Source organism: Microbacterium sp. PF5, from assembly GCF_004794315.1.
GTDB classification, from domain to species: domain Bacteria; phylum Actinomycetota; class Actinomycetes; order Actinomycetales; family Microbacteriaceae; genus Microbacterium; species Microbacterium sufflavum.
On sequence record NZ_SSDQ01000109.1, the window covers coordinates 19,554 to 33,433 of the forward strand.

At 70.2% G+C, this 13,880-nt stretch carries 14 protein-coding genes and 1 tRNA gene; 10 read left to right on the forward strand and 5 right to left on the reverse strand.

What is annotated here, in order from left to right; all coding sequences use genetic code 11:
- Positions 1 to 5: 5 nt before the first annotated feature.
- Complete coding sequence (locus tag DW297_RS08900) at positions 6 to 833, reverse strand: class I SAM-dependent methyltransferase (protein WP_136031486.1); 828 nt, start codon at positions 831 to 833, stop codon at positions 6 to 8.
- Positions 834 to 893: 60 nt separating this feature from the next.
- Between DW297_RS08900 and DW297_RS08905 the strand changes: the two genes are divergently transcribed.
- Positions 894 to 1,643 (forward strand): phosphoglyceromutase, encoded by a 750-nt coding sequence (locus DW297_RS08905; protein ID WP_136031487.1) that lies wholly within the window; start codon positions 894 to 896, stop codon positions 1,641 to 1,643.
- 75 nt (positions 1,644 to 1,718) lie between these two features.
- On the opposite strand, the gene phoU is transcribed toward DW297_RS08905, so the two are convergent.
- On the reverse strand, positions 1,719 to 2,414 hold the full coding sequence (gene phoU, locus DW297_RS08910) for a phosphate signaling complex protein PhoU (RefSeq protein WP_136031489.1): 696 nt from the start codon (positions 2,412 to 2,414) through the stop codon (positions 1,719 to 1,721).
- Between the two features lie 211 nt (positions 2,415 to 2,625).
- Between phoU and DW297_RS08915 the strand changes: the two genes are divergently transcribed.
- The gene (locus DW297_RS08915; RefSeq protein WP_136031490.1) at positions 2,626 to 3,846 is read left to right on the forward strand and encodes a sensor histidine kinase; all 1,221 of its coding nucleotides are present in this window, start codon (positions 2,626 to 2,628) and stop codon (positions 3,844 to 3,846) included.
- Complete coding sequence (locus DW297_RS08920) at positions 3,843 to 4,526, forward strand: response regulator transcription factor (RefSeq protein WP_136031492.1); 684 nt, start codon at positions 3,843 to 3,845, stop codon at positions 4,524 to 4,526. Before DW297_RS08915 ends, DW297_RS08920 begins: the two co-directional genes overlap by 4 nt.
- A 60-nt stretch (positions 4,527 to 4,586) precedes the next feature.
- Here DW297_RS08920 and DW297_RS08925 read toward each other — a convergent pair whose 3' ends face one another.
- On the reverse strand, positions 4,587 to 5,060 hold the full coding sequence (locus DW297_RS08925; RefSeq protein WP_136031494.1) for a DNA modification methylase: 474 nt from the start codon (positions 5,058 to 5,060) through the stop codon (positions 4,587 to 4,589).
- Between the two features lie 134 nt (positions 5,061 to 5,194).
- On the opposite strand from DW297_RS08925, the gene DW297_RS08930 reads away from it, so the two are divergent.
- The 5 genes from DW297_RS08930 (at position 5,195) to DW297_RS08950 (ending at position 10,088) form a co-directional block, all read left to right on the forward strand.
- Positions 5,195 to 5,677 carry a CarD family transcriptional regulator gene (locus tag DW297_RS08930; protein WP_136031496.1) on the forward strand — a complete coding sequence of 161 codons (483 nt, stop codon included), beginning with the start codon at positions 5,195 to 5,197 and terminating at the stop codon, positions 5,675 to 5,677.
- Positions 5,678 to 5,745: 68 nt separating this feature from the next.
- Positions 5,746 to 6,972, forward strand: a complete 1,227-nt coding sequence (gene ispD / locus DW297_RS08935; RefSeq protein WP_136031498.1) for a 2-C-methyl-D-erythritol 4-phosphate cytidylyltransferase — start codon at positions 5,746 to 5,748, stop codon at positions 6,970 to 6,972.
- Between the two features lie 59 nt (positions 6,973 to 7,031).
- Entirely contained in the window at positions 7,032 to 8,432 is a 1,401-nt protein-coding gene (gene cysS / locus DW297_RS08940) for a cysteine--tRNA ligase (protein ID WP_136031500.1), read from the forward strand.
- On the forward strand, positions 8,425 to 9,426 hold the full coding sequence (gene rlmB / locus DW297_RS08945) for a 23S rRNA (guanosine(2251)-2'-O)-methyltransferase RlmB (RefSeq protein ID WP_136031502.1): 1,002 nt from the start codon (positions 8,425 to 8,427) through the stop codon (positions 9,424 to 9,426). The genes cysS and rlmB overlap by 8 nt, the downstream gene beginning before the upstream one ends.
- Positions 9,427 to 9,446: 20 nt before the next feature.
- Positions 9,447 to 10,088 carry an NAD(P)-dependent oxidoreductase gene (locus tag DW297_RS08950; RefSeq protein ID WP_136031504.1) on the forward strand — a complete coding sequence of 214 codons (642 nt, stop codon included), beginning with the start codon at positions 9,447 to 9,449 and terminating at the stop codon, positions 10,086 to 10,088.
- Positions 10,089 to 10,097: 9 nt separating this feature from the next.
- Here DW297_RS08950 and DW297_RS08955 read toward each other — a convergent pair whose 3' ends face one another.
- Both DW297_RS08955 and DW297_RS08960 read right to left on the reverse strand, forming a co-directional pair.
- Positions 10,098 to 11,402 carry a DUF4032 domain-containing protein gene (locus DW297_RS08955; RefSeq protein ID WP_136031506.1) on the reverse strand — a complete coding sequence of 435 codons (1,305 nt, stop codon included), beginning with the start codon at positions 11,400 to 11,402 and terminating at the stop codon, positions 10,098 to 10,100.
- A gap of 72 nt (positions 11,403 to 11,474) precedes the next feature.
- Entirely contained in the window at positions 11,475 to 12,578 is a 1,104-nt protein-coding gene (locus DW297_RS08960; protein ID WP_136031508.1) for an ABC transporter ATP-binding protein, read from the reverse strand.
- 228 nt (positions 12,579 to 12,806) lie between these two features.
- On the opposite strand from DW297_RS08960, the gene DW297_RS08965 reads away from it, so the two are divergent.
- Together DW297_RS08965 and DW297_RS08970 are read left to right on the forward strand one after the other, a co-directional pair.
- Positions 12,807 to 13,760, forward strand: a complete 954-nt coding sequence (locus DW297_RS08965; RefSeq protein ID WP_136031511.1) for a DsbA family protein — start codon at positions 12,807 to 12,809, stop codon at positions 13,758 to 13,760.
- Between the two features lie 39 nt (positions 13,761 to 13,799).
- Positions 13,800 to 13,872, forward strand: a tRNA-Thr gene (locus tag DW297_RS08970).
- The last annotated feature ends 8 nt before the right edge of the window (positions 13,873 to 13,880 follow it).

Here is a 13,880-nt window from a genome sequence, read left to right on the forward strand (position 1 = left end):
CGGCGTCAGGTCGGGCGCGGGGCGACCGCGTCCCACGGCAGCGTGAGCTCTCCGAGACGCCAGCGCGTGCGGCCGCCCTGCACAGGCCACCCCTGGTCGCGCAGCGCGGACACGGCCGCGAGGAACCGCTGCGTGGCGCCGAAGGTCGACAGGGGAGCCGCGCGGTCCCACTCCCGGTCGAGCTCGGTGAGCAGCGCGTGGATGCGCTCGCCGGGGACGTTGCGATGGATCAGCGCCTTGGGCAGCCGCTCCGCCACGATGCTCGGACGCTCGAGTCCCTCCAGTCGCAGCGAGATCGTGAGGCGCAGCGCCGATCCATCCCGGTCCACGTCGACCCAGCTGGCGATGCGGCCGATCTCGTCGCACGTCCCCTCCACGAGCAGACCGCCGGGGGCGAGGCGCGCCGCCATCGTGCGCCAGGCCGCGGGGACCTCGGCCTCGTCGTACTGCCGGAGCACGTTCATGGCGCGGATCACGGCGGCGCGGCGGTCGCCCGGCAGCGGCACCTCGAAGCCCCCACGCGCGAACGACACCCGCAGATCCGGCGGGAATCCCGTCCGACCCGCCCGGACCTCGGCGAGCTGTCGCGTGGCCGTGGCGACGCGCGCCGGATCGATCTCCAGGCCGAGCACCTCCGCGTCGGGACGGACCCGGCGCAGGCGCGCGGCGAGCTCGAGTGCCGTGACCCCGCTGGCGCCATAGCCGAGGTCGACCACGAGCGGATCCTCCGCGCGACGCAACGCGGTGCTCGCGGCGATCCAGCGGTCGTTGCGGCGCAGCCGGTTGGTCCCGGTCGTGCCACGGGTCGGCTGGCCGAGCGGAGATGACGCCATGCGTCCATCCTCTCCCGTGCCCGGCGCAGTCCGATCCACGGCCGCGGATAAACTGGCCGCATGACTGCGAAGCGCACCCTGATCCTGCTCCGCCACGGGCAGAGCGAGTGGAACGAACTGAACCTCTTCACCGGCTGGGTGGACGTCCGCCTGACCGAGCAGGGCAAGGGCGAGGCCCGTCGCGGCGGTGAGCTGCTCGCCGAGTCCGGCATCCTCCCCGACGTGCTGCACACCTCGCTGCTGAGCCGAGCGATTCAGACCGCCGACATCGCGCTGGACGCGGCTGACCGGCTGTGGATCCCGGTCACGCGCTCGTGGCGACTCAACGAGCGGCACTACGGCGCGCTGCAGGGCAAGGACAAGGCGCAGACGCTGGAGGAGTTCGGTCCAGAGCAGTTCCAGCTGTGGCGCCGTTCGTTCGACGTGCCGCCGCCCCCGCTCGACGACGCGAGCGAGTTCAGCCAGGTGAACGACCCCCGGTACGCGCACATCGACGGTGAGGTGCCGCGTACGGAGTCGCTCAAGCTCGTGATCGACCGTCTGCTGCCGTACTGGGAGACCGCGATCGTGCCCGACCTCGAGGCCGGCAAGACGGTGCTGGTCACCGCGCACGGGAACTCGCTGCGCGGGCTCGTGAAGCACCTCGAGGGCATCAGCGACGACGACATCGCCGCGCTCAACATCCCCACCGGCATCCCGCTGGTCTACGAGCTCGACGAGAACAACGCGCCTACCGGCCCCGGCCGCTACCTCGACCCCGAGGCCGCCGCCGCCGGTGCCGCCGCCGTGGCCGCGCAGGGCAAGAAGTAACGCGCACGCCCCGACGCGAGAGACCCCCTGCCGCCGATCGGCGCAGGGGGTCTCTCGCGTTCGGCGGAGCGGGCGTCAGGCGTGTCCGAGCTCCTGCTGCTCCACGGCGAGGGCGATGTCCTCCTCCTCGACGTGCCAGTCGCCCGTCGCCAGGTACACGACCTTCTTCGCGACGGCGACCGCGTGGTCGGCGAAGCGCTCGTGGTAGCGGCTGGCCAGCGTGGCGTCGACGGTGGCGACCGCCTCGCCCTTCCAGTTGTCGCTGAGTACCTTCTCGAACACGCTGGCGTGCAGCTCGTCCACGTCGTCGTCGGCGTTGCGGATCTGGTCGGCGAACTTCAGGTCCTGGGTGCGCAGCAGCTCGGCGAGCGTGCGCGAGATCTCGACGTCGAGCTCGCCCATCCGCACGAAGGTGCCCTTGAGGCCCTTCGGGATGGCGCGCTCGGGGAAGCGCAGCCGGGCGAGCTGTGCGATGTGCTCGGACATGTCGCCCATGCGCTCCAGGGAGGCGCTCACGCGCAGCGCGGTGACGACGATGCGCAGGTCGCGCGCGACCGGCTGCTGGCGGGCGAGGATCTCGATGGCCTGCTCGTCGAGCGCGACGGCCAGCTCGTCGATCTTCGCGTCGTCGGCGATGACCTCCTCGGCCAGGGCGACGTCGCTGGTGGCGAACGCGCGCGTCGCCTTGTCGATCGAGACGGTGACGAGGTCGGCGATCTCGACGAGGCGGGACTGCAGGTCCTCGAGGGACTGGTGGAAGACTTCGCGCATGGGGGCGCAACCTTTCGTTCGGATCTCTGCTGAGTCGTCAGCGCGAGGCGGCGGGGCGTCCGCACGAGTTCGGGCCTGTGCGCAGGCCTGAAGCGATTGTCTGCTCCGAAGGTTAACGAACGGTGCCCAGCGAGTGAATAGTACGTCTCGCCTCCCCGTCACGGCGCGGAAACCCGCCGGACGGGCGGTGAACGCGCTCTACGCTGGAGTCATGACCCTGCCGCAGCTCGCGCTGTCCTCCCTTGCCATCGGGCTGGTGATCGGCGTCGGGATGTCGCTTCTGGTCGTCTGGGCCTACCGGGCGAGGGCGCGTGCGGAGGAGGAGACGTCGACGTCGATCCCGCAGGGGATCACGGATGTGCTCGGCAGCATGGACGACGCGGCCTGCGTCGTCGACGCCTCGGGACTCGTGCTCGCGACCTCGCGGGCGGCGGCGCGGTTCGGCATCGAGGTCGGTTCCACGCTGGAGAACCCGGAGCTGCGGCAGCTGGTGCGCGGCGTCCGTGCGTCGGGCGACACGGCGATGGAGTCGCTGCGCATCACTCGCGGAGGGCTCAGCCTCGATCCGCGCCTGGTGTCGGCACGGGCGAGTGCGATCGGGGCGCGCCTGGTGCTGCTGATCGTGCGGGATGTCACCGAGCAGGAGCGCCTGGACCAGATGCGTCGGGACTTCGTGGCGAACACGAGTCATGAGCTCAAGACCCCGGTGGGGGCGGTGAGCCTGCTCGCGGAGGCGATCGAGTCCGCCGCCGACGATCCCGCACAGGTGCGCGTCTTCGCGTCGCGCATCTCGGCGGAGGCCAATCGGCTCGGACAGCTCACCGGCCGCATCATGAGCCTGTCCCGCCTGCAGGCGGAGGACGGCCTGACGGAGGTCGGACCCGTCTCGATCGATGAGGTCATCGCCTCGTCCATCGAGGCGCACGTCGTGCAGGCCGATTCGGCGGGGGTGGAGCTCGCCCGCGGGGGCGACCGCGGCGTGTGGGTGCGCGGCGACGCGCAGATCCTCATCGAGGCGGTGGGCAACCTGATCGCCAACGCGATCGTGTACTCCCCGCGCGGCTCGCGCGTAGGTGTGGGGGTGCGGGCCGACGACGACGTGGTCGAGATCGCCGTGTCCGATCAGGGCATCGGGATCGCGGAGGCCGACAGGGAGCGGATCTTCGAGCGCTTCTACCGTGCGGACGAGGCGCGCTCGCGCCGCACCGGCGGCACAGGGCTCGGACTGTCGATCGTGAAGCACGCCACGCAGCGCCACGGCGGCGAGGTGCGCCTGTGGTCCCGGCCGGGCCGTGGCTCCACCTTCACGATCCGTCTTCCGCAGATCGCCGCGCCGGCGAACGCCGATCGTGACAAGAAGAACAAGAAGAAGCGTGCGCGGAAAGCGGCCAGGTCGGCCGGCTCGCGCGTCCGAAACGGAGAGACCGCATGACCCGCATCCTTCTCGTCGAAGACGAGCCCGACCTCGCCGATCCCCTCGCGTATCTGCTGCGCCGCGAGGGGTACGAGGTGGAGATCGCCGAGGACGGTCCCGGTGCGATGGCGGCGTTCCGGGAGCGCGGTGCCGACATCGTGCTGCTGGACCTGATGCTGCCGGGGATGCCCGGCACCGAGGTGTGTCGTCAGATCCGGTCGACGTCGGCCATCCCGATCATCATGCTGACCGCGAAGGACTCCGAGGTCGACATCGTGGTGGGGCTCGAACTGGGCGCCGACGACTACATCACCAAGCCGTACTCGTCGCGGGAGCTGCTGGCCAGGATGCGGGCCGTTCTGCGTCGGGTCGTCCAGGCCGAGGGCGAGCTCGACGAGAGGGTGCTCGAGGGCGGACGCGTGTCGCTCGACATCGATCGCCACACGGTGTCGGTCGCGGGGGAGCAGATCAACATGCCGCTGAAGGAGTTCGAGCTCCTCGAGGTCCTGATGCGCAACTCCGGGCGCGTGCTCACGCGGGGGCAGCTGATCGACCGGGTGTGGGGGAGCGACTACTTCGGTGACACGAAGACGCTCGACGTGCACATCAAGCGGATCCGGTCCCGCATCGAGGAGAACCCGAGCGAGCCCGTGATGCTCGTGACCGTGCGCGGTCTGGGCTACCGCTTCGAGGGCTGACGACGGGGGACGCGAAGAGGCCGGCACCCGTGGGTGCCGGCCTCGTGCGTTCGTGCGGTGTCAGTCGCCCTCGGGGGCGAGGTCCGAGTAGTAAGGGAGGGTGCCGTCGAGCACGGGCACCGCGGTCGTGACGCCGGCCGAGTCGCCGGACTGGAAGTGGATGTCGACCGTGGCGCCGGGCTTCGTGTCGAGCCCGACGATGCGCAGCGGCTCCTCGTCGGAGCCGAGGCTGATGGTCTGGCCGGCGGAGACGGTGACCGTGAACGGGTCGACGCCCTCCAGGGTGATGGTGAGGGTGGCGCGGTCCTGCGTCGGGTTGACGATCGCGCCGACGAAGTTGCCGACGGAGCCGTCTTCGTTCGCGATGACCAGGGCGTTCCGCACGTCGATCGGGCCGTCCTTGTCGGAGACGTTCACGCCGTCGGAGGCCGCGTACTCGATCTTGGTCGACTGCGGCGTGATGAACGTGCACCCGGTCGCGCCGAGCAGAACGAGGGCGCTGATGGCGGCAGACGCGACAAGGCGCGATTTCACGGGTCCTCCTGAGGTCCGGCGGGATATCCGTACCCATTCTATGGGTATGTGTCAGCGGGGCGTGGACGAGGAAGCGCGAACCTTAGCGCATATCCCCTGTGGTATCCTTGAGGTTGCCGAAAGGACATGTTTTTATGCTTTTTGAGGTTGGCGAGACCGTCGTCTATCCGCACCATGGCGCTGCGACCATCATCGAGGTCAAGGAACGCGTCATCAAGGGCGAGACGAAGAAGTACCTGAAGCTCAACGTCACGCAGGGCGATCTCATCATCGAGGTCCCGGCCGAGAATGTCGACCTGGTCGGCGTTCGCGACGTGATCGGCAAGGAGGGCCTCGATCACGTGTTCGAGGTGCTGCGCGCTCCCTTCACGGAGGAGCCCACCAACTGGTCCCGTCGCTACAAGGCGAACCTGGAGAAGCTCGCCTCCGGCGATGTCATCAAGGTGAGCGAGGTCGTGCGCGACCTGTGGCGTCGCGACCAGGACCGCGGGCTTTCCGCCGGCGAGAAGCGGATGCTGGCGAAGGCTCGTCAGATCCTCATCTCGGAGCTGGCGCTGGCAGAGAAGATCGACGAGGACAAGGCGGGCACCCTGCTCGACGAGGTCCTCGCCTCCTGACTTCTTCACGACGAGAGGCGGGTGCTGCGGCACCCGCCTTTCGTCGTCTCCGCCGGTAACGTGAAGGCGTGAGCATCGTTCCCGTCCCGCACACCGCGATCATCATCGTCGCCGCCGGCTCCGGCACCCGACTGGAGGCGCGCGCCCCGAAGGCGTTCGTCGGCATCGACAATCGCACGATCCTGCGCCACGCCCTCGACGGGGTGTTCGCGGCGCAGCCCCTGCAGGTCATCGTGGTCGCGCCGGCCGGGCACGAGGGCGATGCGCAGACCGAGCTTCTCGCCGCCGCGGGCGACCGCGCCGATCTCGGCCGCGTGGTCACGGGAGGCGCCACCCGTCAGGAATCCGTCGCCGCGGGGTTGGCGGCTCTCTGGGGAGACGTGACGACGGTGCTCGTCCACGATGCGGCGCGGGCGCTCACCCCGCCGTCCGTCATCGATGCGGTCGCCGCGGCCGTCACGGCGCAGGCGGCCGCGCTTCCGGTGCTTCCCGTCGTCGACACCCTCAAGCGGGTGGACGGCGGCGTCGTGACCGGCACCGTCGACCGCTCCGAGCTCGCCGCGGCGCAGACGCCGCAGGGCTTCCCGCGCGACGCGCTCGAGGCGGCGTACGCGCGTGCCGCCGAGGAGGGCGCGGAGTACACGGACGACGCGGCGCTGTTCGCCGCGGCCGGTCACACGGTCCGCCTCGTCCCTGGTTCGGAACGATCGTTCAAGATCACCACTCCCGACGACCTCGAGCGTGCCAGGGCTCTCCTCGCGACGGCGCCCCCGAGCACGGGTGCGCGGCGAGACCGCGGCGCAAGCGCTCTACCGCGCGTGGGCATCGGAACCGACGTGCACGCGTTCGGCGGCGAGGGCGACCTGTGGCTCGCCGGGCTGGAGTGGCCGGGCGAACAGCCGCTGTCGGGTCATTCCGACGGCGACGCGGTCGCGCACGCCATTGTCGACGCCCTGCTCGGCGCGGCGGGGCTGGGTGACATCGGCACCCACTTCGGCACGGCGCATCCGGAGTTTGCGGGCGCGCACGCCGACGTGTTCCTGTCGGCGACGCGGCGGCTGCTCGCCGAAGCCGGCTTCTCGATCGGGAACGTCTCCGTGCAGTTCCAGGGCAACCGTCCGCGATTCAGCGCCCGCCGTGTCGAGGCGGAGCGCGCGCTGTCCGCGGCGCTCGGGGGCGCTCCCGTGTCGGTCACTGCGACGACGACCGACGCCCTGGGCTTCCCCGGCCGCGGAGAAGGCATCGCGGTCACGGCCGTCGCACTCGTGGTGCCGGTGGACGGCCCGCACCGCTGAGCCGAGCGTATCCGCGACACGATCAGGAGCGCCGCGCGCCCGCCGAGTAGGCTTGACCGGTGACCCTCCGCCTCTACGACACCCGCGCACAGCTGCTGCGCGACTTCGTGCCTCTCGACTCCGAGAACATCACGATGTACGTGTGCGGACCGACGGTGCAGTCCGGACCCCACATCGGTCACGTCAGGGCCGCGCTGAGCTTCGACCTGCTGCGCCGGTGGCTCGAGCACCGCTACGGTCGCGTCACGTTCGTGCGCAACGTCACCGACATCGATGACAAGGTGCTGCAGAACGCCACACCGGAGGAGCCGTGGTGGGCGCTGGCGTATCGGATGGAGCAGGAGTTCACCGCGGCGTATGCGGGCATCGGCATCCTGCCGCCCACCTACGAGCCCCGTGCCACGGCCTCGGTGCCGCAGATGCAGGAGCTGATCACGCGCCTCATCGACCGCGGGCACGCCTATCCCGCGCCCGACGGCTCCGGCGACGTCTACTTCGACGTGCGGTCGTGGGCGCAGTACGGCGCGCTCACGCATCAGTCGGTCGACGCGATGGAGGCGGCGGAGGATGCGGACCCCCGGGGCAAGCGCAATCCGCAGGACTTCGCGCTCTGGAAGGCGTCGAAGCCGGATGAGCCGGCCGACGCCACGTGGCGTTCGCCGTGGGGTCTCGGGCGACCGGGATGGCACATCGAGTGCTCGGCGATGTCGAAGCGTTACCTCGGCGACGAGTTCGACATCCACGGCGGCGGGCTCGACCTCCGCTTCCCTCACCATGAGAACGAGCTCGCGCAGTCGACGGCAGCGGGGGACGGCTTCGCGCGGTACTGGGTGCACAACGGCCTGGTGACGGTGGACGGGCAGAAGATGTCGAAGTCGCTCGGCAACTTCACGCTCGCCCGTGACGTGCTCGACGCGCACGACCCGCTGGTGGTGCGCTATGCGCTCGCTGCCGCGCACTACCGCTCGAGCCTCGACCTGTCGGAGTCCTCGTGGGCGGAGGCGGAGGCGGCCCTCGGTCGTATCCGTACCTTCCTGGAGCGGGCGGCGCGTGTCGCGGAGGTGGACGCCGCCGAGAGTCGCGAAGACCTGCCGTCGGCCTTCGCCGCTGCGATGGACGACGATCTCGGCGTTCCCCAGGCGCTCGCGGTCGTGCATGAGACCGTGCGGGCGGGAAACTCCGCGCTCGACGCGGGAGACCGCGACGCGGCCGCGCAGGCGGCGCGCGCGGTGTCGGCGATGACGTCGGTGCTCGGTCTCCGACCGAGCGACGCCACGGCCGCGGGCGACGCCCGGGCGGCCGCACTGGACGCGCTGGTGCAGGAGATGATCACGCAGCGTGCGCAGGCGCGGGCGGACAAGGATTGGGCGGCGGCGGATCGCATCCGTGATGCGATCGCTGCCGCAGGAATCACGCTGGAGGACACTCCGGCCGGAACTCATTGGAGCATCGATGACTAAGCCAGGGCGCCCCGGCGCGAGCAAGGGCAAGAAGAAGGGCCCCACGAAGGGCACCGGTGGTCTCGGGCGCAAGGCGCTCGAGGGCCGCGGTCCCACCCCGAAGGCGGAGGACCGCGCATGGCACCCGGCCGGGAAGCGCAAGGCCGCGGCCGAGCGCTACGCCGCGGCGGGCGGTAAGGGCAAGCCCGGCGGGCGCCCGTCGGGTGGCAGCCCCAACCGCACGGCCCGTGCCAAGGACAACACCACCGACACCGAGACGGTGACGGGCCGCAACTCGGTGCTGGAGGCGCTGCGGGCCAAGATCCCGGCGTCGGCGATGTACATCGCGCAGCGTGTCGAGATGGACGATCGCGTCAAGGAGATGCTGTCGATCGCGACTCACCGCGACATCCCGGTGCTGGAGGTCACGCGCCAGGAGCTCGACCGCATGGCGGGTTTCGACGGCGTGCACCAGGGCGTCGCGCTGAAGGTGCCGCCGTACGAGTACGCGCACCCGCAGGATCTGCTCGAGCAGGTCATCGACCGCGGGGATACGCCGCTGTTCGTGGCGCTCGACGGCGTGACCGACCCGCGCAACCTCGGCGCGATCATCCGCTCGACGGCGGCGTTCGGCGGCCACGGCATCATCCTGCCGCAGCGCCGTTCCGCCGGTGTCAACTCGGCGGCGTGGAAGACCAGTGCGGGTGCCGCCGCGCGCATCCCCGTCGCCCTCGCGACGAACCTCACCACGCAGCTCAAGGAGTTCAAGAAGCAGGGCGTGTTCGTGCTGGGGCTCGACGGCGATGGAGATGTGTCGCTGCCCGAGCTGCAGCTCGCGGATCGACCGGTCGTGATCGTCGTCGGCTCCGAGGGCAAGGGCCTGTCGCGTCTGGTGACCGAGACCTGCGACCAGATCGTCTCCATCCCCATCTCGGCGGCGACGGAGTCGCTGAACGCCGGGATCGCCGCGTCGGTCGCCCTGTACCAGGTGGCGACCGTCCGCGCGGCGGACTGACCGCACGAGAAAGGCAGAGCATGGCGCGCATCATCGTCCTCGGAGGAACCGGTTACGCCGGACGGCACATCGTGTCGGAGGCGGTGAGCCGCGATCATGCGGTCGTCGCGATCTCCCGCACGACGCCGTCCGACCCGGTCGCCGGCGCCGCATACGTGCAGGGATCCGCCCTCGACGCGGCGTCGCTGCGGGAGGCTTTCGCGGGTGCGGATGCCGTGGTGTCCGCGCTGTCGCCCCGCGGTGACATGGAGGATCGGGTACTGGAGGCCCTCACCACGGTGATCGGCGTGCTCGCCGGGACCGAGACACGGCTCGGTGTGGTCGGCGGTGCCGGCGGCAGCCTGGTCGCTCCGGAGGGGCCGAGGCTCTTCGACCTCGACTTCCCGGAGGAGTACAAGCACGAGGCGCAGGTGGGCATCGACTCGCTCGCGCTGCTCGAGGAGACCGATCCCGCGCTGGACTGGTTCTTCGTGCACCCCGCCGAGGTCTTCGGCCCCTGGGCCGAGGGGGAGCGGACGGGTCGCTACCGCGACGGCGGCGACGTGCTGGTGCGCGACGAGGAGGGGAAGTCGTACATCTCCGGCGCGGACTTCGCCGTGGCCGTCGTGGACGAGATCGAGCAGGGCAACCACCACCGCGAGCGGTTCACGGTCGGCTACTGAGGGCGGCGTTCAGACGAGGTCGCGCCAGTCGACCTCGTCCTCGTCATCGGCGAGCGAGAGCGTGCCGGTGATCACCGGGAGGCTCATGGTCTCGGTCGGCGGTCCCATGATGGTCGCTTCGTCGCGGCGGTGGCGCAGCACGTCGTTGATGTAGCTGGTCAGGACTTCCGCGAGGGGGATCGAGCGGCCCTGCGCCTGCGACAGGTACCAGCGGTGCTCCAACACCTGGTGGAACACCTCGGCGGGCTCCAGCTTGGCGCGCAGGTCGTAGGGGATGGCGCGGACGACGGGCTCGAACACGCGCGTGAGCCACTCATGCGCGTACATCTCCTCGTCCGCCCACTGCTTGGTCGAGCGGGCACGGAACTCGTCGAGGTCGTTGAGCAGGCGTCTCGCCTGGTTCTCCTCCACGTCGAGTCCCGTCAGCCGGATGAGGCGGCGCTGGTGGTGGCCGGCATCCACCACCTTCGGCTGGATCTCGACCACCGTCCCGTCGGCGGTCGTCGACATGGACATCTCGTCGATGTCGAAGCCGAGCGCGTTGAGGCGTTCGACGCGCTCGGTGATGCGCCAGGTCTCGGCTGCCGAGAACGACTCCTGCGCCGTGAGCTCCGCCCAGAGCGAGCGGTAGGAGGACACGATGCCGTCGGCGATCGCGACCGCATCCACGCCGTGCTCGAGCCGACCGCCCGCCGCGAGGTCCATGATCTCGCCCGCGATGTTCGTCCTGGCGAGGTCGAGGTCGTACGCGCGCTGGCCGTCCGTCAGGCCCTCCTCGTGAAGCTCGCCGGTCTCCGCATCCACGAGGTAGGCCGCGAACGCGCCGGCGTCGCGGCGGAAGAGGGTGTTCGACAGCGACACGTCGCCCCAGTAGAAGCCGACGTTGTGGAGGCGCACCAGGAGCAGGGCGAGCGCGTCGACGAGTCGCGTGGCCGTGTCGGGTCGGAGCACGCGTGTGAACAGCGCGCGATACGGCATCGAGAAGCGGAGGTGCGAGGTGACGAGCGCCGCGGGGAGGGGCTCGCCGGCGGCATCGGTGCGCCCGGCGATCACGGCGACCCTGGCGACGCAGGGGACGTCGAGGCGGGCGAGGTTGCCGAGCATGTCGTACTCGCGCTGCGCCATCGCGGCGGTGGTCTCCTTGACGGCGACGACCCGACCGGAGAGGTCCGCGAAGCGCACGAGATGCCGGGACAGCCCCTTCGGCAGCGACACGATGTGCTCGGACGGCCACTTGGCGAGGCTGGTCGACCAGGGCAGCGCGAGGAGCCCCGGGTCGACGGTGCTGGCGGTGATGCGCAGCGACTCCTGCATGGATGCTCCTGAGGGGAAACGAGCGCGGCGCGGGCGACCGAAGTCAGCCCGCGCCGCGGATGGTATGTCCGATCAGGCGGAGACGACCGGCTTGTCGTTCAGGCGGTCGCCCGTCTCCTGGTCGAAGGCGTGCACGTGACCGGCGTTGGCCGCGAGGGTCACGGTCTCACCGGCGTTCGGGTGGTTGCGGCCGTCCACGCGGGCCACGAGGTCGGCGCGCTTGCCGTTGATCTCGGTGTGGCCGTAGAGGTAGCCGTCGGCGCCGAGCTCCTCGACGAGGTCGACGACGACCGACAGGCCCTTGCCGTCGGCCGGACCCACGGTGATGTCCTCGGGGCGGACGCCGACCGTGACCTGCGAGCCGTTGGCGCGGCCGACCGTGTCGCGGTCGAGCGGGACGACCTCGGTGCCGAAGCGCACGCCGCCGTCGGCGAGGTCCGCCGCGAACAGGTTCATGGCGGGGGAGCCGATGAAGCCGGCGACGAAGACGTTGTTCGGCTTCTCGTACAGGTCGCGCGGCGAGCCGACCTGCTGCAGCAGGCCGTCCTTCAGCACGGCGATCCGGTCGCCCATCGTGAGCGCCTCGGTCTGGTCGTGCGTGACGTAGACCGTGGTGACGCCGAGACGGCGCTGCAGCGACGCGATCTGCGTACGGGTCTGCACGCGGAGCTTGGCGTCGAGGTTCGACAGCGGCTCGTCCATGAGGAACACCTGCGGCTGACGGACGATGGCGCGGCCCATCGCGACGCGCTGACGCTGACCACCCGACAGGGCCTTCGGCTTGCGGGTCAGGTACTGCTCGAGGTCGAGGAGCTTGGCGGCCTCCAGGACACGGGCGGCGCGCTCCTCCTTGCCGACGCCGGCGATCTTGAGCGCGAAGCCCATGTTCTCGGCGACCGTCATGTGGGGGTACAGGGCGTAGTTCTGGAAGACCATCGCGATGTCGCGGTCCTTCGGCGGCACGTCGGTGACGTCGCGGTCACCGATCAGGATGCGGCCGGAGTTGACCTCTTCGAGGCCGGCGAGCATGCGGAGCGAGGTGGACTTACCACAACCGGAAGGGCCGACGAGGACGAGGAATTCACCGTCGCCCACCTCGAGGTTGAGCTTGTCGACGGCCGGACGGGTTCCGCCGGGGTAGAGGCGGGTGGCCTCGTCGAAAGTCACAGATGCCATCGTGTTTCTCCTTCACCGGCAGGTACGTGCCGGACGATCCGTAGTGAATGAAGCGGCGGAGTGACCCGCCGTGACCCGCCATCGGGTCGGGTTCAGTATGGCACGATCGGCCGTACCTGGGTATTTCTCAGCCTCACTGACTAGCATCGAATCCGGCCGCGTTCTGCGGCGATCGTCGCCGGGCGACGGTCGGGGCCAACCCGGACCCCCCGAGACTCAAGAGGAACGATGTCGAGCGACGAAACGCCGAACGTCCCCGCACCTCGCAATTCCCGCGAGGTCGTGCGGGAGAAGGCCCAGAAGGTGCACGCCCAGCAGTCGAGGGCCCGCCTGATGAGACGGATCATCATCGGCGCGGTCGCGGTGATCGCCGTCGGGGCCATCGGCACCGCGGTGACCATGGCCGTGACGTCGCAGGTATCCAAGCCTCAGCTCAGCCCGAGCGGCATGGAGTCGGACGGCGTCGTGGTGACCGACATCTCGTCGATGGCCACCTCCGCCGAAGCCCCCGCCACGCCGACGCCCACGCCGTCCGAGGCCGGTGCCTCCGCTTCTCCCACGCCGGATCCGACCGCGTCTCAGGCTGTGGACGTGCACGTCTACGTCGACTATCTGTCGCCCGATGCGGGGAAGTTCGAGCGCGCGAACGCGCGACTGCTCGCGCAGTGGATCGAGGACGGCGCGGCAACAGTGAGCTATCACCCCGTCGCCCTGCTGACGGCCAGCTCCAACGGCACGAAGTACTCGCTGCGCTCGGCCGCAGCTGCGGCGTGCGTCGCGACGCACTCGCCCGACCAGTTCTACGCGTTCAATCACGACCTGCTCGACGATCAGCCCGAGGTCGGCAGCGACGGTCTCTCCGATCAGGAGCTGGCGAACCTCGCTGGAGCGGTCGGCGTCGACAACGGGAAGGTCGTCCGCAAGTGCATCGAGGAGGGTGACTTCGTGAACTGGGCGAAGGAAGCGACCACGCGGGCGCTCAAGGGTCCGCTCGCCGGTTCCGACGACCTGGTCCTCACCGCCGCCCCGATGATCGTCGTGAACGGCGAGGCCTATGTGGGGGCGCTCGACGACCCGCAGGAGCTGTCCACGTTCGTGATGTCGGTGGCGAGCGAGGCGTACTACGAGTCCACCTCGACCCCCACTCCGACGCCGTCGGCCACGTCGACGCCCGCGCCGTAATCGAGCGGCGCCTCCGCCATCGCTAAGCTGATGGCACCCGCCGACTTGGCGCAATTGGTAGCGCACCGTACTTGTAATACGGGGGTTACGGGTTCGAGTCCCGTAGTCGGCTCCGGACGG

Bases quoted from the DNA above. Each gene is read 5' to 3' on its own strand.
- DW297_RS08960 (WP_136031508.1), bottom strand. From the start codon at position 12,578: ATGGCATCTGTGACTTTCGACGAGGCCACCCGCCTCTACCCCGGCGGA.
- DW297_RS08920 (WP_136031492.1), top strand. From the start codon at position 3,843: ATGACCCGCATCCTTCTCGTCGAAGACGAGCCCGACCTCGCCGATCCC.
- rlmB (WP_136031502.1), top strand. From the start codon at position 8,425: ATGACTAAGCCAGGGCGCCCCGGCGCGAGCAAGGGCAAGAAGAAGGGC.
- DW297_RS08955 (WP_136031506.1), bottom strand. From the start codon at position 11,402: ATGCAGGAGTCGCTGCGCATCACCGCCAGCACCGTCGACCCGGGGCTC.
- DW297_RS08905 (WP_136031487.1), top strand. From the start codon at position 894: ATGACTGCGAAGCGCACCCTGATCCTGCTCCGCCACGGGCAGAGCGAG.
- DW297_RS08965 (WP_136031511.1), top strand. From the start codon at position 12,807: ATGTCGAGCGACGAAACGCCGAACGTCCCCGCACCTCGCAATTCCCGC.
- DW297_RS08930 (WP_136031496.1), top strand. From the start codon at position 5,195: ATGCTTTTTGAGGTTGGCGAGACCGTCGTCTATCCGCACCATGGCGCT.
- DW297_RS08915 (WP_136031490.1), top strand. From the start codon at position 2,626: ATGACCCTGCCGCAGCTCGCGCTGTCCTCCCTTGCCATCGGGCTGGTG.
- DW297_RS08900 (WP_136031486.1), bottom strand. From the start codon at position 833: ATGGCGTCATCTCCGCTCGGCCAGCCGACCCGTGGCACGACCGGGACC.
- phoU (WP_136031489.1), bottom strand. From the start codon at position 2,414: ATGCGCGAAGTCTTCCACCAGTCCCTCGAGGACCTGCAGTCCCGCCTC.
- DW297_RS08950 (WP_136031504.1), top strand. From the start codon at position 9,447: ATGGCGCGCATCATCGTCCTCGGAGGAACCGGTTACGCCGGACGGCAC.